Origin of the sequence: Pseudomonas abietaniphila (assembly GCF_900100795.1) — a bacterium.
Lineage (GTDB): Bacteria > Pseudomonadota > Gammaproteobacteria > Pseudomonadales > Pseudomonadaceae > Aquipseudomonas > Aquipseudomonas abietaniphila.
Window position 1 is genome coordinate 51,401 of record NZ_FNCO01000002.1, and the last position, 22,646, is coordinate 74,046.

At 59.2% G+C, this 22,646-nt stretch carries 7 protein-coding genes; all 7 read left to right on the forward strand.

Annotated features, from left to right (window positions below):
* Positions 1-14: 14 nt before the first annotated feature.
* Complete coding sequence (locus BLS87_RS03595; protein ID WP_074750345.1) at positions 15-7,292, forward strand: phage tail tape measure family protein; 7,278 nt, start codon at positions 15-17, stop codon at positions 7,290-7,292.
* Positions 7,289-13,381: a hypothetical protein gene (locus BLS87_RS03600; protein ID WP_074750347.1), complete on the forward strand. Its 6,093-nt coding sequence runs from the start codon at positions 7,289-7,291 to the stop codon at positions 13,379-13,381. The genes BLS87_RS03595 and BLS87_RS03600 overlap by 4 nt, the downstream gene beginning before the upstream one ends.
* Before the next feature lie 71 nt (positions 13,382-13,452).
* A complete protein-coding gene (locus tag BLS87_RS03605; protein ID WP_074750349.1) occupies positions 13,453-14,784 on the forward strand; it encodes a hypothetical protein in 1,332 nt (443 codons plus the stop codon).
* A gap of 709 nt (positions 14,785-15,493) precedes the next feature.
* The gene (locus tag BLS87_RS03610; RefSeq protein WP_074750351.1) at positions 15,494-16,864 is read left to right on the forward strand and encodes a hypothetical protein; all 1,371 of its coding nucleotides are present in this window, start codon (positions 15,494-15,496) and stop codon (positions 16,862-16,864) included.
* Positions 16,861-18,762: a phospholipase D-like domain-containing protein gene (locus tag BLS87_RS03615; RefSeq protein ID WP_074750353.1), complete on the forward strand. Its 1,902-nt coding sequence runs from the start codon at positions 16,861-16,863 to the stop codon at positions 18,760-18,762. The genes BLS87_RS03610 and BLS87_RS03615 overlap by 4 nt, the downstream gene beginning before the upstream one ends.
* Positions 18,725-21,478 (forward strand): DEAD/DEAH box helicase, encoded by a 2,754-nt coding sequence (locus BLS87_RS03620; protein ID WP_208605132.1) that lies wholly within the window; start codon positions 18,725-18,727, stop codon positions 21,476-21,478. The genes BLS87_RS03615 and BLS87_RS03620 overlap by 38 nt, the downstream gene beginning before the upstream one ends.
* Before the next feature lie 188 nt (positions 21,479-21,666).
* Positions 21,667-22,368: a hypothetical protein gene (locus tag BLS87_RS03625; protein ID WP_143024295.1), complete on the forward strand. Its 702-nt coding sequence runs from the start codon at positions 21,667-21,669 to the stop codon at positions 22,366-22,368.
* The last annotated feature ends 278 nt before the right edge of the window (positions 22,369-22,646 follow it).

Genomic DNA, 22,646 nt, shown 5'->3' on the forward strand with positions numbered 1-22,646 from the left:
CAGGGAGGTGGACAATGTCTGACCGATTTCTGGCGTTTCGTTGTTTCGGTACGTTCTCATGGCCGCCATTGAGGTCGGTCAAGCCCGAAGTACCGGCAGCGGAGGGGGTGGTCGAGATTCATTACGTTCTCGATGCCAAGAAGGCCGCAATGGTGGGATGCGCGCGCTGGGTACCCAAGGACGCCTGGAAGCCAGATCTGGAATTCACGGACTCACTCACCAACATTCAACCCGTGCCGAAGAGCTCTGATGCTGCCAAGGCCGTGTTGAAACATGCCGCCGACAAGACTCTTTCGTGGCGTTTCGATCAATCGGGTGCCGTGCTGGCGTTCGAAGGCGTGCAGGTATTCGAGCAGTATGCGGTGCGCAAAGACCAGGCAGGGGCATTTCATCAGGAACTGGACCTGCGGGTTCCTGTGGTCCGAGAGCATTTTCCTTCCGGTTCTACGAGTCACTACAAGAGCCGGGTACTGATAGGTCAGGACAGCAATCCTCTTTTGCGGTTCGACCTGGCGCTGCCTCTGCTGTCCCCCCAGGATGATGAGCAGTTCAAGGCGGAACGAGCGTTTGTCGCGTTTTCCGCGTTGTATAGCCCCCGTGTGGCCGTGTCCAGTTTCACAGCGATTGCGCAACCGTTGCTCGTGGAAAACATGGAGTTCGGTCGCCAGGACCGCTCGACCGGTAGTGTTGGAGAGAACGGCATTTCATTCAGCTCGTTGCGACCACCTTCGATGAAGGCTATTGGCCGCTTCGGCTTCGCGTGGGACACCTGGCCGAAAACCAGGAACGTAGAGTCCTGGGTCGAAATTAGAAAACCGGATTATTGGCCCTCTGCGAAATCGATCCTGGGGCATTTGCTACCTGCCCTGGGTGTGCGTACACCCCCCGATAGTGCTAGTTTCGACGTTCGCTTCGAAGAGGGCGATATCGGGCCGCTGTTGCCCGCGCTCGGCATTGCGATCAGAAGTTCAGGGAACGGTGACCGCCTTGGTTATCGCATCGAACAACGTTTTGCCTTGAACTCCCAGCTTCCATCTACAGATAACGACAAAGTTGCAGATATCCGGGTAAGAAGCAGACTTATCGAGCTGCGTGCTGAAGGCATGGATGGTACCTGGCTCAGCTTTGGCAAGCAGTTGCATATCACCGTGGTCCTTACCGGAACAGTTACTGATGTCTGGAGCGAAAAGCACGAAATCTCCGTGCAAGCGAGCATTGGCGGTATCACGGAGTACAACGCCATCGATTTGGGGAAGGTGAGCGGCAACTTTGCCCCAAGAACTCAGGGCACGGGCTTTCTGGAACTGATCCATGCCTCCATTTCCTCCATGAACCGTGCACGGTTTTCACTACACCAACTAGCGCCGGACCAGCCCCAGTCGAGTCTGCCAAAGCTTGAAGTGGCGTCCCCCTCAGGCAACGGGCTGATGCATTTCGGGCTGTACGCCAGACAACGCAGCGGTTCCCTGTCCGATGGCAGGCTTGAACTCGAGAAGAAGCCGTGGATCTGGTCGGCGATGCTGTCGAATCCCGAAGACACGAGCATCTTCAATGACCGCGTAATGGCCGAGAAGCAGACACGTATACCATTGCGGGTCAGTTGGCCTTCATTGCATCGGCAATCCATTTCATTGGGATGCTATTTGGCTCATGAGACAGACGTTAAGGGAGACGATCTTCGCGGTATCTGTTTGAAGCTGGTACAAATCGAAAACCTCACCGGCAAGGTCCCACTCACCGCCTCGCTGGGCGGCCTGGAACTGGTCCACGACAAGCCCGTTTTCATCGAATCGACCTCGATCCGCATACGTCTGCGCGACGATCCGGGCGTCAGCGGCACCCCCGCAATGCTGGGCATCAAGGTAGCCTTGACCCTCGCTGTGGCGAGAGTCGATCCGTTGGCCGTGGACGTCCTGCGTGGGGACCGCAGCGGGCGTGCCCAGCCATTGTTGTACCGCGAGCCCGGTGCCACGGCCGGCAGCGGCCAATACCTGCTCAAGTGCACCGAAGAAATCCGCGGCGATCGCCAATGGCGCCTGCTGGCCAATCTGGATGAAGACATCGAGAGCAACTCGGGGGCGCAGAAGAGCCTGCTGATCGGCGAGCAACCCTTCACCATCCAGCGTTTCTATTCCACGCCGCTGGAAATGCTCGGAGGCGAGGACAGCGCGACCATCGCCAGCTACGACAGCGACGACCGGGGTTGGAAGTTCAGGCAGTCCACCGGGCTCTATCACTACGTGCTGCCCCCGCAGGTCATTGGCGAGAGCATGGACAAGCCGCGCCGGCTCGAACTGCAGGATGCCAAGGTCGAGACAGAATTTGCCGCCAATGGGTTCGTTCGCCCGATCGATGCAGACCAGGACCCGACCGTCACCCGGTCACACCGGCGCGCCGTCGAATTCCGCCTGACGCCCGCCGCCCACCTGTGGATCCAGCCGGCGGATGTGGAGCGTAACTACGTGCTGCCGGAGTGGGCCGCGGGCGATCTGTTCAACCAGCGCGGCGAGCTGGGTCTGGGTTGCGCGCTGACCTCGCTGCATGGGGAGTTCCTTTATGGCCTCGCCTTCGGCGTGACGCCGAGACTGGAGCAAGGCACAGCGCGACGCACCCGGGTCGCGGAAATCGAGGCACTGACCGGGCGTCCGGTGCCCCTCTACGAAGAGCGCGATCAAGACCGCTGGAACCTGCTGCACAAGGCGATGCAGACACGCCCCCGGCGCCTTGAACTGTGGGCGGACGATCCTACGCAGCAAATGCAGTTCGCGCCGGTGCGCTTCAGCGCTGGCGCGCGCTTCGCCTTGCGCACGACGGCGCTGCACCGGGCCGCCGTGGCAGCGCTGGAGGCACCGGTCGACGCGGACACAGTGCCGGGTTCGCCAACCCAGGAAACGCCCGACCTGTCGCCGCGCCTGCACCCGAACGGATTGTCCGGGGGCGCGTTGTGGCCGATCGAATCAGCCAACGTGCTGCGGCTGGTTCTGGCCCAGCCACGAGCCAGCGGCGGCTCGATCGAAACCATCGCCTTGTCGCCCCTCGGTGGCGATGCCGACCAGACGGTCAAATTCAACAACAACCGCGTGTCGATCATCAGCGAGACCCGCGGCGGCTTCGTCCAGCGCCAGAAGGTCGAGGTGCTCGGGCGTATCGCGGTGTTCTGGCACCGCGCCAAGCATGTGGTGGTGTACGAACGCACGGTCAACCCTTCGGCGCAGTTCACCCCGGAAGGCGGGTTGGGAACCCGGACCCGCCGGCCGGTGCTGCGCAAGATCAGCGAATACATTGAGATCCTCGAGCCAGAGCGGCAGTATCCGGACATGCCCACTGCCGCCGCGCACACCAGCAGCTTCCTGCGGGCATTGCGCTTCAACAAGCGGATCATTCCGGTGGACAGCTTCTGGGCCGAGGACGTGGGCACCAGTGGCTGGATCGTCCCGCTGTGGAACCGCCATGCCGCCAGGCAGCGGCCCCAGGTCTATGCGATGCCTGACATCGCTTTCGTCACCGCCGCCGAAGGCGATGGAGACAATCCCCTGGCTGCCCAGGAGTGCCTCAATCCCGACAACCTGTACTTCTTTGCCGATACCACCCCGGAGCAGACCGACGATACCAACGCCTGGGCCGTGCGTCGGGGCATCGACTACGCCGACCTGCCTCCGCCACGGAACGATGACGCCACGATCAAGGTGCCGACAGGCTTTGCCCGATTCACCTGGCGTCTGGCACCGGCGACGCAACGCACCACGATCAATGCCGGACGGGCCGACAAACCGGTGTATGTCGGACTGGAAACACTGACCTTCATGCGTGCCGGGCGGCAGGAAAGCCCACTGAACCTGCCGGAGAACGCTACGCGGATACTGCTGGATAAGCTGCCCACCGCCCTGAAGCAAGGCGACCTTACCCAGGAATTGTTCGAAGGGGTGCTGAGTAAGGGGAGAGTGGTTACGGGGCCGTTGAGGGAGTTGTCCAGCTGCCTGGCGAACGTTGGCGATCTGCCGGCGAAACGTCCGACGGATGCTGCGGAACGGGACGCCCTGAAGGCGCGCCTGGTTGCGCTGGGTGCTGCGGCAACACAGGATGCCATCGCCCAAAGTGGCATTGAGCAGCACTTCGATAAACTGAAAACCGGTTGCGACAAAGTCTTCAAGGCTCTTGACTCGCAATTCGTACAACTGGACGGTTCGGTACCTTCGCCCTGCGCCGCCTTGCAGCAGAACCTCGGCAGCGCAATCACAGCCAGGCGCATGGCCATGGTTCAGGAACTGGATGCCTGGCGGCAGGAACAGATTCAGATGCTGTCCCAGGCGTTACCCGGCGAGTTCGCCCTCCGTAGCGACTTTGACTTGTACCTGCAAAGTGAACTGAAAAAGCTGCTGCTGCCCCTGTTCGAGTCGACCACGGCAGAACTGGGCAAGTTGCGGCGCGGTATCGAAATCACCCGTCTCACCGTGAACGGGGCAATAGCTGCCGGGCATGACGGGTTTGACCGGGCACGCGCCGAACTCGATGCCCTGAGTAAGACCATCGACCAGGCCAAACCTTGGTCAGCCAGCCGAGGGCAAGACCTGGAGCAACAGATCGCTTGTGCGCTGACGCGCACAAGCGAGGTGCTTCGGGGAGAACTCAACAGTGCCCGGCAGCGTCTGTCCGTGGAGCTCGACGACTTTGCCCAGCGTATCGGGGCGGTCGCTACCCGGATGATCGAACAGGCTCTCAAGGGGGCAATGCAACTGCAATTGTTGGCCCGGTTCCTGGCTAGCGTGAAAAGCGTTTTGCCTGACGCAGCCGTCGTGACGGCATACGTGGCGAACGTCGAAAACGTACTGCTGAAAATCGAGACGACGCCCGAGCGGGTCGAGGCGCTCAAACCGGTCCGCAGCGCATTGAAGTCGATTGGCGAAGGGTTGGACAACGCTGTAAAGGTTTTCGAGGAGCTCGCCAGGAAGCTTGCCAAGGAAGCTTCTGTGTCGGGCAAACTGCTCTCGCAAGAGACAGTGGCAATCGCCGGCCAACTGGTGGATGCGCGGGAGCGTCTGAAAACGGGGGCGAACACCCTGAGCGACGATCTGAAGAAGGCGGTTTCCGACGTCGGCGATGATTTGCTCCAGGCGTTCGACACGGCGCTGACCTCGGTGTCGATTTCCGTTCCGGCCGAGGTCGAGAAATTGCTTTCGGTATTTCCGCAGGCAGAGAAGTGGGCCGACCATCTGTTCGAGCAGGCCAGGATTTCCCTTGATGACGCCGAGCAATGGCTTACAGGCCAGACCAGGCCGTTGAATGAGGAGCTCGAAAAGGTTATCGAGACAACCCTTGGAAAAGTGAAGGAGGCGGAGAACGCTTTAGGCAGCAAAGTGCTGGTAGAGCAACTGGTCAAGGGCCTACTGGGTTTGCCGGCAGTCGTACTGGTTCTGGACCGGGTGGGGCCTCCGGTGTTCGACACTGCGCAAGCGATCGAGAATCGTCGTAAAGCGGCCATCGACCTAATTGACACTTGCACCGACGAACTGATCAGCAGTCTAGACAACGCGGCGGCGTTGTTCGGGGGCGTCAATGATGCGGTCCAGGACGCTTGCCGAAACGTGGCTAGCGGAATCAGTGGGTTGCGGGATCGACTTGTCCAGGAAACTACAGTCACATTGCAGCCTCTTAAAGATCGCCTGGAAAAGGCAAAGACAGAACTGTTCGACAGCCTCGACGACATGCTGGGTGATGACGAAAAGTACAAGACACTGCTGAATCAGGTCGAGACCTTCGGCCACGACGTCCGCGGCCTGTGCAACGACCTCGCCGCAACCCGCAACCTGGTCGAAGGCTACGGCGACCGAGTGATCGACGCCGTCGGCCGCCTGGGTGAGGGCGGCCTGCTGGCTGTCCCCAACAACATCCTGCGGGCCATGGCGGCCTTTGGCTCCACGCCTGAATTGCCCTACCTGGATTTCTCGCGCCTGAACTCATCGTACTTCTTCGGCTGGGTCGAGGATCGGGTGGACATGCCGCAGATCAATGCCTGGTTCGGTCGACTGGGGGATGATCTCAAGGCACTGGGCCTGGACATGCAGATCGACGGACTCGGTGAACGCCTGATCCCGGTCGACCTGTCGAAGCAGGACATCGGCAAGGTCCTGCAGAACCTGGCTGGGCTCGACCTGCGCAAACTCCTGCCCGGATACATGCTACCGGCCGCGGCCAAGGATGCCATCCGCGTCACCCATGAGTTCGACAAGAAGAACCTGCGAGCCTGGGTCCAGGTCGATGTCGACCTGCCATTGCCTGAGCGTCGCTCTCTGTTCAGCGTCGGGCCGGTGACTCTGGACCTGCTCAACACGAAGATCTCTGCGGTTGTACGCCTGGAGGCCTCGAAGGACAGCGCCGAAGTCGAGCAAAGCGGCACTGCGACGCTGTTGACCGACTTCGATGCAGTGGTGGCCGGTACATCCATGGTCACGCTGAGCCAAGTGGCCGTGCGTTTCGACAAGAGCAGCGGCCTCAAGGTCGATTTCGACCCGCGCCAGATCCGTCTCAATCCAAGCTTCCAGTTCATTCAGAACACCTTCCAGTCGATCTTTGGCGACGAGATCGGCGGGCTCAAGATCATCAAGGACAACGGCATTCCCGTCGGAGTGGAACACCTGTTCGCGCTGCCCCCGATGGGCATGATGTTCGGCACAAGCGGGGTGCAGAACATCCAGATCAGCAACGCTTTCCGCCTGCTGGCGTTTCCCGATTTTCTCATCAGCAACAGCTTCGCCCTGGCCCGCGCCGACCTGCCGTTCCTGTTCTCGGTATTCATCATCGGCGGCAGCGGCTGGCTCACCGTCGACCTGAACTACCGGCCGTTCAAGAACGAGCTGGCGGTAGTGGTGGACGCGGCGGCTGGCGGCTCGGGCTCGCTGGGGTTTTCCTTCTGCGGTGTGTCGGGGACGGTTTCGATTTCGCTCAACGTCGCGCTGACCTATCGCAAGTTGATCGGCCAGCCCGGCGGCGGGCTGACCGTATCGATGGTGGTGGTCATCGTCGGCGTGGTCGATGTACTTCGTATCGCCAGCGCCTACCTATCGGTGACCCTGCGCCTGAGTTACCAAGACAACGGCGATATCGATGCTACCGGGTCCTTCAGGGTGAGCATTCGGATTTCGCGATTCTTCACCGTGAGCGCTGGAGGGCAGGTGCGCTATCGCATGACCGGAGGGCGCAGGGAGGTTACGAGCAACAGTGAAAGCCAGGTGCGTTCCGAGAGCCTTGAGAAGGCCCGAAAACTGATTGATGGACAGGGGAGGCTGAAAGGATGAAGCGGACCATCATCTGCATGACCGAGGAAGAGCTCAAGGGATTCCAGGACGAACTACAACGCGGGTTTTCAGTTCGGCTCGCTTTTAAGGCCGAGACAGAGGAAGGAGAAACGGAGGAACAGGCCCGACAGGCGTACCAGGCGTTCTTCGATATGCTGAAGGGCGGAGGCTTGAAGTTTCGTGCCTATACCGTCGTTAACGGCCAGCCTCCCCAGGCGATTGCGGACCTTCAGCCATCCGGCGTGACCACGGCTCTTCTTGATGATTTCAGGCGCTGGTTCGAGAGCCACGCCCAAGCCGCAGCCAACCTCAATGCGCCAGGCTTTTGGGCCCTGCGCAATCTGTATCTCAATGGCATCGATAACACCGCGAGTCTCGATGCCCATGCCGTGCTGGTGGGCGCATCCAGTTGGGTTGCTCCGGTCCCGCAGTGCCTGGGGCTCGCGTACGTCCTGCACATCGACTACGCAGGTAGTGAGGATGTGGTATTCCAGCCCCTTATCGATGACGCTCTTTCACCTGGGGACACCGAAGGTCGGCTCGAGGCGGATGATGTGGAGTTTGCCTATGCATCGGGAATAGCGGATTTCTGTAGTTCTAACCGCGCTATACGCCCGGCGATGGGTGACATGCTGATCGATCCGGAGACGGGTTTCGTTAACTTCGGAAAAGATGACTCTGAACAGGCTGCGTATCGAACGCTGACAAGGATCGAGCAGCGGGCGGGCTCGCTATTCACCGGTTTTTTTGCGGTCAGTGAGGTGCAGTGGAAGGATCAACCCTCGCTGGTGCAAAGGGTGCGTCGCGAGTCCTGGCGTGCCCTGGCCACACTGGCCACCAGTCTGGACACCCTGCTGCTGGCGCTGATGATGCCTCACGTTGGCCAAGTGGCGGACAGTCCACGGGAGGGGGGCTTACTCGGGCCTTTGCTTGATGTGCTGATCGAGCGCCTGAAAAAGGACGGCATGCCCGCCGACACCCCTCGCTCTGTGCTGCGCAAGGCCATCCGAGGAGGAATTCAGCAAAACCTGATATCGGTGGACATGAAAGCCTATATCGATGTGTTGCTGGACATCTGCCGGCCGCAAGGCGGACAGGGGACATCATCGTTTGCCGCTACTGACTCGATGCTGTATCGATTACTGCAGGCCTGCGTCCAACCGGCTGCGCAGAAATGGAAAGAACTGGAGGCACTCCCGCTTGAGAAGCTCAGCGCCGAATTGGCACCCCTGCAGGATGCGGTTCTCAGTGAAAACGGTTTCGAATCGACGGTGCTGCGCCTGTTGCACCAGATTCGCAAGACAGTTTCCGATAGTCTCAAGCAGTACGTCGATGGTGACCCGGAAAAGGCCCTGAAGGTTTACGATCAGGCAGTGCTGGATTTCGAAGGACTGCTGAACACAGGACTCAACGGCGCCGATGCCGCCCGTCAATCGGTAGGCAAGCTGATCTGTGACACGGTGCTGCATCAGTCGAAAGCGACTACCCAGACGCTGGAAAAAGCAGCCGAAGGGCTTGAGTTCTGGAATTGGCGGCTGGGCGGCCGTGGAACCGGGCCGAAGCCGGACGCCACACAATCAATGCTCGATTGTCTGGCGTTCATCCCCGCTCCCGAAGATTTTTTCACAGACCTCCCCAAGGGCCAGCCCACGGAACTTCCGGCAGATAAGGAGGCATTGGCGGCCCTGGCGTTGGTCAGCGAACATATGCAGAGGACCGTGCAGCGAGAACTGTTCGTTCCGGCCAGTACCCGCTTTTCCCCTGACCTCGCTCCCGGTCCCCTGGCGATTCCGCTCACCGTTGACCCGGTGGTCGACGACTTGGAGCAGGACGAATTCTCCGCCGCCTTTTCCGGGATGGCGCTGGCCCTGCGACGAACTATTGATGGCCAGACTTATACGCCGTGGGCTTACGCCAACCTCGCCGATTTCCATCATCCGGCCAGCCCGTCACCCGCCGCACTGGCCGAAGCGATTACCGTACAGCCGGTCCCTACAACCATCAATGATGGCCGTCGATCCTTGTTCCTGCACTATGACGGACTCCCACTGGCCTGCAGCGCTTTTGACGAAAGCCTGCCGGGTGCCGGCTTCGATCCCCTGGGCAAGGCGTTTTTTGGTACGGACTATCCGGCGACACTGCTAAATGGCTTCCAGCCTTTGCCAACGCTCGCCTACGGTGCGCGGTATGAGGTCTGCGCCCATGTCGTCGGGCGTAGTGGAAGCTTGCCGAGGGGCATGCAGGGTAGCGCCCCCTGGTTGCCCGCAGCGAAGATCGAGGTCGACGGTAAACCGAAACTGAGCCTGACGTATTCGCGCCGCACTGCGATTGGTCGCACGACCATCAACGACAGTGAAACTGTCCAACGCCTCGGCGTGATCCCAGCAGGCCTGCAACCCTTGTCGGCGGACTATCCACGACTGGGCCTGCACAGCGATGCAAGTCTGCCGCTGGATCTGTTCCGCCAGGTGGATGGCAGCGGTGCGTTGCATTTCGATGCGGTTCAACCGTCCAGAGAAATTTATCTGGAAGATTTCCGCTACTCGGGGCCGGACGGCGGCAAGTTGACGCTGAGTATTTACCATGGGGCCACCCTCCAAACAGTTCCGGCAGTGCCGGTCTCGGGTACATCAGCGAAGAAGGCACTGTCGATTGTGCTGGCGGGCAACACGTTCCAAATCGATTTCGAAGGTGAAAAAATCAGCATCGCGAAGGAGCCCGGAGTCGACTCGTTGTCGTTGCGCCTGGGTTTGACCTCACCAGGCTTGGCAACCGTCAGTTTCGCCGATCCTGCCGCGTCAGCAGAGCGAGCCACGGGGCAGGGACCCAACGTGGAGAACTTGCTCCTACTGGGGGCGTCATTCACGGGGCTCGCAGGCGGTGGATGGAGGGCTCCTTTTGGCAATCGCGCCGCCCTCAAGGTGAACTTCCCACGGGTGCCCTACAGCGACTTCGTACGCTGGATCGCCAATCCGGATCTTCGCTATAAAGTGTTCAAAGGCCTGAAGGACGATCACCAGATCAAACTCTTCCTGTATCTGCTCGAAGCCGCCAACATCGACCGTTCGCGCGATCTGGAGCTTGGCAAATTACTGGACGCACTGCTCGATCCCGCAGTAAGCAGTCTGCGCCTGGACGTGGTGGTACTGGATGGGCTGATGGATTCCACTGAACGACTGAGTCAGCGGCCGGAGCTCAAACCCCAGGCGGTCTATCAGATGGAAATTCCATCACTGGGCGAGATCCTCGCGAGTCTTGGAACCGGCCTGGGCACGCTACTCGATAAGGGTCGCATCAAAGATATCCTGAAACAGGTGAACGAGAAATGCCAGCACTCCCTGAACGTCACCAGCTTCGCCATGAACGCCGGCCAGGCACTTTCATTTGACGGTAAATCATTGCAGATCCCCGCTGGCACTTGTGTCCAGTTGCTCGCGAGACCACAAGTCGAATCCGGACTGTTCAGCGCGAAGTTGGGAGTGCTCGACAGCCGCCTGGAGACATTGGCCATAGGCAGGAATGGCAACCTCGTGGTATTCGATGGCGCAAGAGTACTGATCGAAAGCATGCAGGCGTTGTCGGCGCCCCTTGAAGAATGGAAAAAACTGGCCCGCTCCGATATCCACTATGAGGCAGCCGGTACCGCACGCAGCTATGTGCTCAAGGCCGATCCCTCCTACGCCAGGGCATGGCAATGGCGGCAACTGGGCGCGATCACCATTCTGACCCAACGCTGGCGCTTCGACGGTCGGCCGATCTACGCCTGGATCAATCCCAAGGAGAACGACTTCAGGGTCGAAAAGCCCGGGCGTGCTTCGCGTTTGCTCACCGGCAACAGTCAGTTGGCCAATTTCGAGATACAAGCCTTCGCCGGGCGCGACAGGGATGGTCAGTCGTCCACGATCAACCTGCTGCCCGCGCCGGCCAGCACCATTTTGCACACTGTTCATTGGGATAAGCCCTCGGCTACCGTGTTCCGCCATCGTATTACCTTGCATTCTCGCTACACCGCCGCGTTGCTGCGCGAGACCGACGGGCAGTGCCAGGCGTGGTCCGACGACTTCGAAGGAGCCTGGCTGCGTGTGGCGATGCTTGCCGAATCGACTCGCATCGAGCTGACCCGGCCGCAGTTGCGCGCCATGATTCCACTGACGCAGTCGCCAGAAGAGGGCGAGGGACGAACGCCGCCGCTGATGGCCATTCTGCAAGAGAGGCCCTTCACCCATGGCGGACTGGCGGATCGCGTGGTCGCGGAGGTTCGCTCAGGTGTCGGGTATGCCATGTCCGCCGGAGCCAACGGGGTTGTCCACGCTGCTGACGTACGAAAGGAAATCGGCCGCGATCCACGCCTTGCTTACGAAGCCTACGACGAAGCCATGGGGAAGAGCGCGATGCTCTCCGTCGAGGGGCCGATCGGCCTTACCTTTGAGTCCGATGCGGTCTCGGCGCCGGCATTCCCGAATACCGCACTGGTGCTCGACCCGGTGAGCCTCGAGGTCAACACCCACGGCGTACCGACCATGCAGTCACTGGAACTGGAGGAACATTTCCTCAGCGTCGGCTTGCGGCGCTACCTGCACCCGCACTGGCTGGTCAATGGCATCGACTGGCTGAACCCGCCGGACCTGACCCGCAACTGCTGGATTCAACTGCCGGGCATGCAAGGCACACTCTTTCTTGACGTAGAGGGAGGCGCCATGGACCTTGTAGAAGTTGGCCTGTCCGCAACACCATGGGAGGTGACCATGGATTGGCGGATATTGGACATAACGGCGAACGGTGACCAGCGCATGTCATTGCTCCGCGTGCCCACGACCAACGGCATCACCGACTGGCAATGCGCTCTGCTGCATGCGCCAATGAACGAACGGCGAGCATTGCTTTCCGTCTTCCTGGTGCCACCGACGGCCGAGAAACGGGGCGCCGGCAATGCCCCGAAGTTGCTGGCAAGTATCGAATGGACATTGCCATCCGGTCATGGCTTTGCCGACGTGAAGGTCGTTGCGCAGGACGAACTCAAGTGGACGTGCGAAATCAGCCTCAGCCAGAGCACGTCGATGCACTGGGCAAGAACCAACCGCAACTTCGCCACCGTTTTCGTTGCAGATGGCAGCCCACTGGAAATGGGCAAGGCCTGGCAGGTCAAGGATTTGCGGGCGCGCCTGGAGAATGGCGAACTGAAGTTCACCGCCAGAGATTCTGTCGGTGAGCGCTTCTGGCTCAGGCCCGCACAAGGGATGCAGCCGTTCCCGACCCACACCCAGCGTCATCTTGCCTTGTTATTCAGTGAGGTGCGTTCAGGCCTAGGTCGGCCGCTGGAGCGGCCGACGGCACTGTACATGCTTGGCTCGAACAGCCTCCAAGGGATTTCTGGCGTCGTGCCTGACGTCAAAAACGGGCGGGTGCGGGTGGTCGAATTCGAGACCCCGGCCATCATTATTGGCCGTGGTGCCGTGAGCATACCGGATCAATACAAGTTCGGTTATCTGGACCTGGTCGCACCGGGTATCGCAGTACCGCCGGCGTCCGGGGCACGAACGCTGCTGTCCCTGAATATGCGGCTGGTCGCAAATCTGGAGGCGCGCTCCAGAGTGGTGGAGCTTCGCCTGGGCCTGCGTCCCGAGAGCACGAAGACCAGCGAGGTCGGTGTTTTGGAGTTGAAGAGCACCTCCGTCAGCGAGTGGGCTACGTTCGGCGTGGATCTCAGTGTCGATGGTACCGGAAAGGTCAAGGTCTTGGCAGCGTGGGCCGTCGACCGCGACGGTATGCGGCAGGCGGTGGACGCTCAGTGGCTCGGAATCCCATGGAACACCGACGCGATGCAGGGGCTGGTCATGACCGTCGAGCCGGCGAAATTCAAGGACGGGCTGGACCGTGAGCTCTGGCTAGAGGTCGCGATGCTCGCCACCTCGCTGACCGAAGGCAACAGCGCTCGCCACGGTTTCAATAGCACCCTGGATCTGGACTGGTTCTTCGGGGCCGACCCGCTGTCGCCCGACACCGCCGCAAGCGAAGACGCGCTGCGTGGATTGCATGAGGTTCAAGCAAGGATCATCTCGGTATCACCACTGATTTCCATGAACGGTTGAGGTGGGGCAAAGGGACATGCAGGTCGCGGGCGCATTGACCTGCGGCTCATCGAAAGAGGAGGGCGATTGCGATGATGAAAAAGCTGTGGGGACTCATGGGCGCACTGCTAGCGCTGAATCTGTTTGCCGCCGGCGCGGCGGCCACGGAAACGCCGCAACTGGCGACAAAATGCATAGTGGTAAGAGATTCAGGGCTTTTTGAAAGCAGATTGGCCGACAAAAAGAACGCGACACTCAAGACAGGCGAGAGCAACCGCGACCCGGCTTGTGCCACCCTGGGTAGCGACGCTCGTCCGTTGGTCGGCACCGGCGACTTGGTCATTGCCGTGGACAAGGCGGCGTTCACTGCCTTGCAGACGTCGCAGGAAGCCTTGAACGGGGCATTCGTGCTGTATCTCAATGGCGTGCCCTTGCCCGACGATGCCGTGCTGATCGCCTCAGAAACGGTGGATCAATATGTCCAGCTCAGGTTCCGGATCCGCCAGGGGCCGGAAACCCAACGCCTGTGGTCCATGCTGTATGCCGACGGGGCCCTGTTTGCCCCGACGGACCTGTATGCGGCACTCGGATGGCAGTCCAGCAACGATGCCGCGCTGGCGATGATTCCATCACGTGGCCAGGCCACATCAGTGAGCATCACCACCGGAGCCAGGCTGGCGCTTGCGCTTTTGCTGGTCGTGCTGGCCATCGCCGCCATCGTATATGTCGGAAGGGCGACGGACACCCTGCGTGACGAGCCGGACTCGACGATCCCACCGTGGTGGAAGGAAGCACGCAAGCTCCGGACCAGGCTGGCGCAGTTTCCGGACGATACGACTCGGAACCAGTACCTCAAGGAATACCCCGGCTACGACGGAACCGATGTCCTGCGCTACGACGACCTGGCCAGCAAGGCACTTGCTGGGGAGCCGGTCGAGGCGGCGGACGTCGATGCCACATGCTTTGGCCTGGCGCTGCGCAAGCCCGACTGGAAACCCGTGCGCGCGTCCTTCAGCCTTAGCCGCACTCAGATGGCACTGTGGTTCACTTTCGCCGTTGCCACCGGGCTGTTCCTGTGGCTGTTGTATGGGGACCTGCGTCGGATAGATGGATCGCTGCTGGTCCTGCTCGGCATCAGTATCGGCACGGCGGGCCTGTCCTGGATCACTGACCGCAATGCCCCGAGCGGCCGCAGCTACGTGCCAAGTCGTGGGTTCTGGTACGACCTTCTAACCGGCTTCGACGAGCGCAAGCAACTGCATCGCTACCAGGCGGTGGTGGTGAATATCCTGCTGCTGGTGGTGGGAATCTTCCATGTACAGCAGCAGTTGAGCTATCCGGTGTTCGATCCGACCTGGTTGATTTTTCTGGGGATCAGCGGGACGGCTTATGGGGTGGGCAAGCAGGTGCTGGAGAGCAGGTGAGGGGTTTAGGTGCTTCCCTGAGATGTATCCGCGAAGCAGTATCATTCCATCACCACCAGCATTTCTGGTAGGGGCATCCTTCTCAAATCATCCAAAGCATGCCTTCAGATATGCCCCGAGTGTGGGAATCCTCTGGAGGTGGGTAGATCTCCATGGTCTATGAAAAGGCATAAATGATCGCCTAAACAGCCTGCCCGACGAAAGCTAAAGACTCTCAGGGTAGCCGAAAAACATTTTGACTGGGCTCTAAGACGGTTATTTCAGGCCGATAAAAAAGAGTTGTGCCCCAAGCTGTGCTCCACTTGCACCGGCTGTGCTAGCGATCGTGAATGGCGATTCCTGACAGCTGTCGTGGTGGTGCACTCTGGACGTCAGAGTAGCTCCATGGCGGGATAGTCAGAAGCAGGGCGAGGCCGTGTCTTAAGGGGGCCGCTTGTCTCAGCGGTAGCTATATCCACCCTGACTGTGTGGTAACTACCCCGAGTACTTCGAATAGGAGGAGAGATGGACTTAGTCCTACGGATCCAGCAGCTGAAGCGCGGATCATTGATAAACATTCGTCGATGGCTGGCTTGAACTTGCCGTTCCAGCGACGACGGCGCCGCCCTTGACAGTGATAGTGGCGAAATGCAATTTTTCGGGTCGGGTTGGATCCAGCCAGCTTCAAGGGCGGATACAAAGGAATTGTCCGTTTTAGAGGTGTCCGGGTGTGTTGCTAAATGCTTTTCTGACCGAGTACGACGAAAGCCTCGGTAATGAACTGAATATCGATCCCTTGGGGTTGCAGGTGATCTGGTCTGGATTCGGCCAGCAGATTTTCCAGAACCGAATCAGCTCCATTTCCAACGATATCCGTAATTTCACCCTGAACCTGTTCAATCACTTCTTGATCAAGAGCCTAGTCGAGGACGACTCAATTGCGCTAGGCAGCGGATTGAAGAGGGTCTACGATGGCAAACACGATCTCAGGTTCAAACATGCCTGTTTGGTGTACCTGGAAAATCTCTACGTCTACAGCGTCATCGCCCATGAAAATACCGCGGGTCTGGAAAGCACCGGCGTGCTGGGGATCAGCAAGGCGCGAAGAGGGTGGTTCGACAGTACAGGGAACCCTTCGCTCACCTTCAGCCATGTCCCGGAAGCGCAGGTACTGGCTCGGCAAACCCTGCTAGGCGTAAGCGGCCGCTACAAGACGCCGTTGGTAGAAATGGGCTTCTTCGACCGTCACTATCGCTACAACCTGCCCACGGCGACGGTACTGTGGAAAGACGCAGACGCGTTGATCAGCATCACCCCGACGCTTTCCCGCCTCTACAACCTCCTGCGTCCTCACCTGCAAGACCTGCTGGCAAACAGTCGCAGCCAGCCGAAGATAAACTTCCAGGACATACCGGCAACGCTTCCCGAGGCTCTGGTCGAGGCCTTTCCGTCATCGGCGGCGGTAGGTGCCAGAACATGCGGTTTCTGGTTGTCCACCACGGACCTGGATCGGGGTGCCCCGGGAGCCTTGTATAACGTGTTGTCTTCGCCCAAGCACGGCGACGGGGCGGTTGCGAATGTCTTTGAGGAGGCGATGAAGCAGCCGCTGCCGAAAGACGCACAGCGAAAACTCGTGCACGTGCGCTTGCTGGAACCGCTCCTCAGCGAGCTGGACCTGTTGTTCCACCTGATGCTGGCCGAGAAATCCCAGCCCGTCAAAACGGTCTGGCAGCGCTGGAAAGCCCTGGGGCGTAATGCCTCGACCCTGGCCGCCTGTGCGGCTGCCATCAAAGCCGACAGCTCCATGACGACGGTGCTTTCCACTACTGGGCAAGCACGCCTCCAGGGTTTGTTGAACGTGGCAGGCCAAGGCGACGCCGATGCACAGATGGACGCATTGTTGAGCTATCACGCGTTTATCATGGAAAACCGCGGCCAGTCGCCGTGGGTGACCCGAGCCGATAGCAAGCAGCTAAAGATCCATGTGCGGCCCCGCAGTGAGCCGACCCTTGCCGAGCGTCCGTTGGGTGGCTGGGTGCACCAGTACTACATTCCCCAGTTTCGGCACTTTCTTGCGGGCTTGCATGGGGTGGCCGCATGAAGCTGATCGGAGCCTTCAAGCAGCAACTGAAGGAAATGGGCGAGCTCAAACGGGTCTGGCTGACCACGTTCAACCTCAACCTCGGTTTTGTCGAATCCCACCTGCTTCCGGCAGTGCTGAACATGGACCCGCCGCGCAACCGCATGGACTTCGAAGGCTTTCAGGCACACCTAGTGGAGAAAGATATCGACTTCCGGGTGTTCTGCGACAAGCGGATGCTGGGCGCCGACCAGTACAAGCGCACGGCCATCAACGTTCATTGTGTGTCTGCTCGCGCTCTGAATTCTTACCATGGTTTTACCGATCAGACGTTGTTTCACCCCAAGCTCATCTTTCTGGAGAGCAAGAATGGGGAGATGGTGTTGGGGGCGGGCAGCGCGAACCTGACTGTCGGCGGCTGGGGACGCAATCAGGAGGTGTTCACCTTCCAGCGCGTCTGCAGTAACGACCAATATAGGCAGATTCAGAAGTTCTTCGATGCCTTGGCCGAGCCTCTGGAACTGGAGCTCCGCTGGCGCACCCGGCCTCGCCTGGCCGAAGGGCCTGATTGGCAATTTGTGCACAGTTTCGACAAACGCACCTTCCTTGAGCATCTCATGGCACAGGACCGCATCACCTCACTGCAGATTTGGTCCCCCTACCTGGCGGCCGACGTGCCCAACTTGCTAGAGCGGCTCCAGGAGCAATCAGGTAATCCTGATTTGAAGGTGGCTCTGGTCGCGGACCGCTTAGAGGGGCGGTACTTCCGGACGCCTTGGAGTGAGGCGTTGGCGGCCTGCATAGAGACGGAAACGCTGGCGTTCCACAAAAACCCGTCTCCGCCTGATCTGCTCACCGAAATCACCCATGCCAAGGCCTGGCTGTGTCGCGCCCCCCAGGGGAGCTGCCTGGCAATCGGCTCATGGAATTTCACCCATGCCGGTACCAGCAGTTTCGAGCAGCGCAATATCGAAGCCGGTATCGTGCTGAACTTCAAGCGTGATGCAGACATGCTGGGAGCGCGCATTGACGTCACCGAAGCCGATTTTGCCAGCGAGCAGTTGTTGTCCGACGATCGTCTGGATGTGCCGGAAGAGCTGCCTTTCGACCTGCAGGTGCTCTATGACTGGAAGCGTGCCTGTTTTTCAGTATCAGGCAACTGGTGGGTAGGCAAACCCCGTGATGGTTATTGGCTGAAGTTACCGGGTGTGAGCGAACCGATTCCGCTGCAGTGGCGCACACGGCGCCATGAGGGTATGTGGTTGCTGATACCGATCAAGCAGGTGACACCCGATAACGAAGCCATGCTCGCCGACCATAGCTACGGCATTCTTCTGCGCAAGAACAGCCCTGCGGTGTTCAGGGGCATCATTGTTGAGAGCGGTCAGTCTTTCCGACGCGCACAAAGTTTCGAGTTACTGAAGGACCTGCTCGACAGTCTGTTGGCCGGAGTCGATCCGAACAGCGACACCAACACGGTGTTGCGCTCTTGCCTGCGCAATGGTGCCGGGCCGGATGAGGACCTGACAGCGCCCTCAACCGTTATCGAACAGGACGCGTTGTCTTACTTCCGGTTGTTCCACGCAGTCGAACAGTATCGCGAGCGTTTGCGTGCAGCTTCCGATACGGTCCAGCTCGAGTTGTGGGTATTCGGTCATCCGGGCTGTCTCCAGGAACTGGCGGCCAAGGCACGACAGCAGATTAACGGCAGCCCGCCCAGCGTGTTCAACTGGTTCCTCGCCCAGGAGGTCAATTCTCTTCACCAACTGGCAGCCGGGCTGTACCGCAAGGCCGGCCACCGTACGGCGGGAGACGAGTTGTGGTCGACACTACAGGTGCCGACGCCACGCTTGCCGAAGGAACTGCAAAGGAAGCTGGCTTATGTTCGCCGTGTTCAGAAGGAATGTGGTTATGCGTGACACTGGTTGGGGTGGGTTGAAGCCGGAACAGGTCGCGAACTGGATCAACTTCGACGCTGGCAATGAGGCGTGGCAATACTCGCCTAACGACATCTCCATGCCCACCCGGCAAATCGAGGGTGTTGCTGGCTTGTGGAACAAGTTGTCCATGCACAATGTGGCATTGCTGGCCGACGAGGTCGGCATGGGCAAGACGTTCCAGGCATTGGGCGTCATCGCGTTGCTGTGGAAGCTGAAGCCCGACGCCAAGGTGCTGGTCATGGCACCCCGGGAAGACATATGCCACCAGTGGGCGCGTGAGTATGCCGCGTTCCTGCGCGACCACTACAAGGGCGGTACGCACCTTACCTGCGACGGGCCTGAAAAAAGCCCGCTGCACGAGGCGCAGATTCACAAGCGGCTCCATGATCTGAGTGATGCAGTGGCGCAGGGTAGCGGGCAGTTTTACTTCACCACTATCCATTCGCTCAGCAACTTGGTTGAGCGGGAGGATAAGCAATCGGGTGATGTGTCCGTCAAAGCCCAAGAAGAGGCTGGCAGGATTCACCGTGCGCTCAAGTCATCGTTGGGGAACAAGGGCTTTGACCTGGTCGTGGTGGATGAAGCTCATTATTTCCGTAACGCCGATGGCAGCTCTCAACGCGCCAAGGCCGCACGGAAGTTCTTCGGGGAAGTAGGCGGCCGGCTCGGGCAGAAAGTCTTGTTGCTTACCGCCACGCCTAGCCATTCTTCGCTCCGGGATATAGCCTCCATTCTCGGGTATTTCATCGACCCGTCTGCTGACGGGCCACAACCTGCTCCGGATGAGTTGCTCGCCAAGTATGCATTGCGCCGTTTGCGCCTTATGCAGGGCGCTGAGGGTTACCGCAACAAATACAACTACCGCCATGAAAAGACGCTGCCGGCCAGTTTTCTGGACAATCCTGAGGCCGAGATGTTTTTTGCGTTGTACCAGAAGAAGCTGGTGCAGCAACTAGGCCAGAGGGGTAGCGGCCGCAGATTCCTGTACGGCTACCTCGAAGGGTTCGAATCCGTTGGCACGCAGCCGGGTACCGCAGCCAGCGCGACCGCATCACTGGAACAGGAACACTCTGCACAGGCATTTTCCGGTGCCCCGGATACCGGGATTCTGACTCAGCTCACTCAATTGCACCGTGAGTATTTCAAGAGCCATCCCGATCATCCCAAGTACGACACGCTGATGATCGAGTGCCAGCCTGAGGATGTCTTCGACACTCGTATGCCGTTGCATGAGCACAAGCACCTGGTATTTGTGAGGCGGATTGCTTCGGTGCGGGAGATAACCCAGCGCATGAACGCAGCCAGTGACCTGATGTTGGCGCGGCGTATCGTCCAGGCCTGGCACCCGGGAGATCCGAAGAAGTTGGTGGAGGGGTGGCGGAAGAAGAATTGGTCGCGAGCCTTCTTCATTCGATATGTCTCCCAGCAGGTGGCTGAAGAATCGGGCTACCATGATTTTCTTCAAGATGAAGATCTGACTGAGGTCCGTGATGGCTTGGGTGGCGATGAAAAGCTGGCCTCGCACATTGCTGACTTGTTCGTGGTCAAGAAACAGAGCAAAGACCGGACCACGGACTGCTCGAATTTCAGCTTGCGCTTGCGAAAGCCGGAGAGCCTGTTTTCGTTGTTGCTGGAGCCTGCAAGTGACTACCGCTGCGGCGGATATACCGGATATGACCGCAAGCGCGTGGGCGAGCGGGATCGGGACGATTACGGGGGCGCAGCGCTGCGGGCTCGTCTTGCGCTTCACGAGGAGCGCACGCGGGGAGCGGGTGAACAGTACGAAAAAACGATGCCGACTTTGTGGGGCTTGATGTATGAAGGATTGCCCGAAACTACACGCCAGCGGCTGGAAACGTGGCTGGGTCTTGGGCCGCAGGGCCGAGCTATCGCCGAGAATTTTGGCAATTATGTGAAGGTCGGTTTCCTGTTTGCCAGCCCGGTCATCATTGAACTCTACAGTTGGTTCACCGAGTTTCGTCGTAAGGATAAGGGGGGCGATGTTCAAAGTCGTTACCTGGAATTCATCAAGTCGCTGAGACCACGCCTGCACGATTCGCTGCTTCGGCAGTACTTCATTGCAGCGCTGGATTCCTTCGAGCAGATCTGTGGAAAGATCACCGCCCACGGGCTATCTGACTGGAAGAAGGACTGGCGCATCCTGACCAGCCTGCAAAGCCCTGCGTGGTACGCCAGTAGTCATTCCGGCGATCGCCGACGGTTGATTCTCGGTTTCAACAGCCCGTTTTACCCCAACGTGCTGGTGGCAACTTCGGTCTTCCAGGAGGGGGTGAACCTGCACCTTCAATGCAGCAAGGTGCACCATTACGGAATTGCCTGGACACCCGGTGATAACGAACAGCGTGTAGGGCGTGTGGACAGGCTGTTCGGTCGGGTGAACCGGCAATTGCAAGAGAAGGGCGAGGCTGAGCTCGCGATCCACTATCCCTATCTCGCCCGGTCGTTCGATCAGGAGCAATTGGCTTCATTTGTACTTCTCAAACATGCGGTTGAGGCGCGCATGGATGCCTGTCGACATACGTCGTTCAATGATGAAATCGACCTGCGCCATGTCGCGGATGACTGGGAGCGATACCTGCGAAAGCCAGTGAAGGGGATGAATTCGACGGACCCGTTTCCTGCGCGTTTCGGAACTGGGTCAGTTCCATTGGAGGCCTATGATCCGAGTGTGTGAGATTCTGCAAAGTAAATGCTGCCCCAGGCCCTGACTGGCGACTTCTGGGGGGGGCTGGCTTGCCCGCGACCACAGGGTCTTGCTGAACATCGGGTCAGGTTTGGTTTTCTGTTGGAATCTACCAGGCCACCTTGATCATTTCGAATTCGTTCGTGGCATAGTGTCGTTTTGAAATCAAGGTCGAGTCAGTGAGTTTCAAACAGAAGCGAGACGCCTATGCATATCCAATGGTCGGCCTCTGTGGCACGTTAGCGTTGCATCGTGAGGTGGCGTTCAATACGTCTTCGAAACTCGAAGCGCATCACGCCGGGTTGATGTGCTCGACTGTGGATGACGAGGTGTTGCTTGGGTATCTGAGTACCCTTTACTGGGGGCATTACGCAGGTGCTGCTGGGCGCACGACCGCCAATCGTGCGTTATCCAGGGTACAGTTGGCGTTGGTAGGGTCCAGCTTCGTGCGCAATGAAAAAGTCTGTCAGAGACCCGGTATCAATCACTTTGGTCGTGGCAAGGCTGTTGCCTTGATCAGAGATGCCAAGCGCCTTCTCGACGACCATCAGTATGGTGAAGCAGTGAAGCTACTTTGTGCTTTGCCACAATTGGGCTTTGCGTTTGCATCCAAAGTCGCCGCTTTCCTTGCCCCCGATACTTGTGGGGTCATTGATTCTGTTATCGCAGAAAAACATCCGAACTTCGGATTCAAATTGCGCGGAGGATATGTGAGCGATGTAAAAGAAAACGTTGCACGCTACCAAGCCTATTGCCAGGCACTTTGCATCGAGGCAGAAAAGCAGAACCAACTGGGCGAAAGCGCTTACTGGAAGGAGCGTAACGGCGAGTTGCGCGCTTGGCGTGCTGTCGATATCGAGCGTGCGTTGTATAGCCTGTGAAAAGTGGTGAGTGACCACAGCCCTTGTGGGAACAGCCAACCCCTGCAAGCCTGCAGTCACAGGCAACCCTGGCTACTTTGCCTGCCCGCGGTGGTTGAATCAATTGCACTAGACCTCTCTGCGCCCGGCATGACCCCTGTGCTTGCGATCGAGCATGCTCTCGAAGCACATCTGCATGAGCGATTCGCAGGAGCTTTCTCGGACATCCTGGTTAAGCCGTTTTGGGTCAAATTCCACAGGATGTACTTCAAGCGACGGTACGCTTCGCTGTCAGTCTT

Bases quoted from the DNA above. Each gene is read 5' to 3' on its own strand.
- BLS87_RS03595 (WP_074750345.1), top strand. From the start codon at position 15: ATGTCTGACCGATTTCTGGCGTTTCGTTGTTTCGGTACGTTCTCATGG.
- BLS87_RS03600 (WP_074750347.1), top strand. From the start codon at position 7,289: ATGAAGCGGACCATCATCTGCATGACCGAGGAAGAGCTCAAGGGATTC.
- BLS87_RS03605 (WP_074750349.1), top strand. From the start codon at position 13,453: ATGATGAAAAAGCTGTGGGGACTCATGGGCGCACTGCTAGCGCTGAAT.
- BLS87_RS03615 (WP_074750353.1), top strand. From the start codon at position 16,861: ATGAAGCTGATCGGAGCCTTCAAGCAGCAACTGAAGGAAATGGGCGAG.
- BLS87_RS03620 (WP_208605132.1), top strand. From the start codon at position 18,725: ATGTTCGCCGTGTTCAGAAGGAATGTGGTTATGCGTGACACTGGTTGG.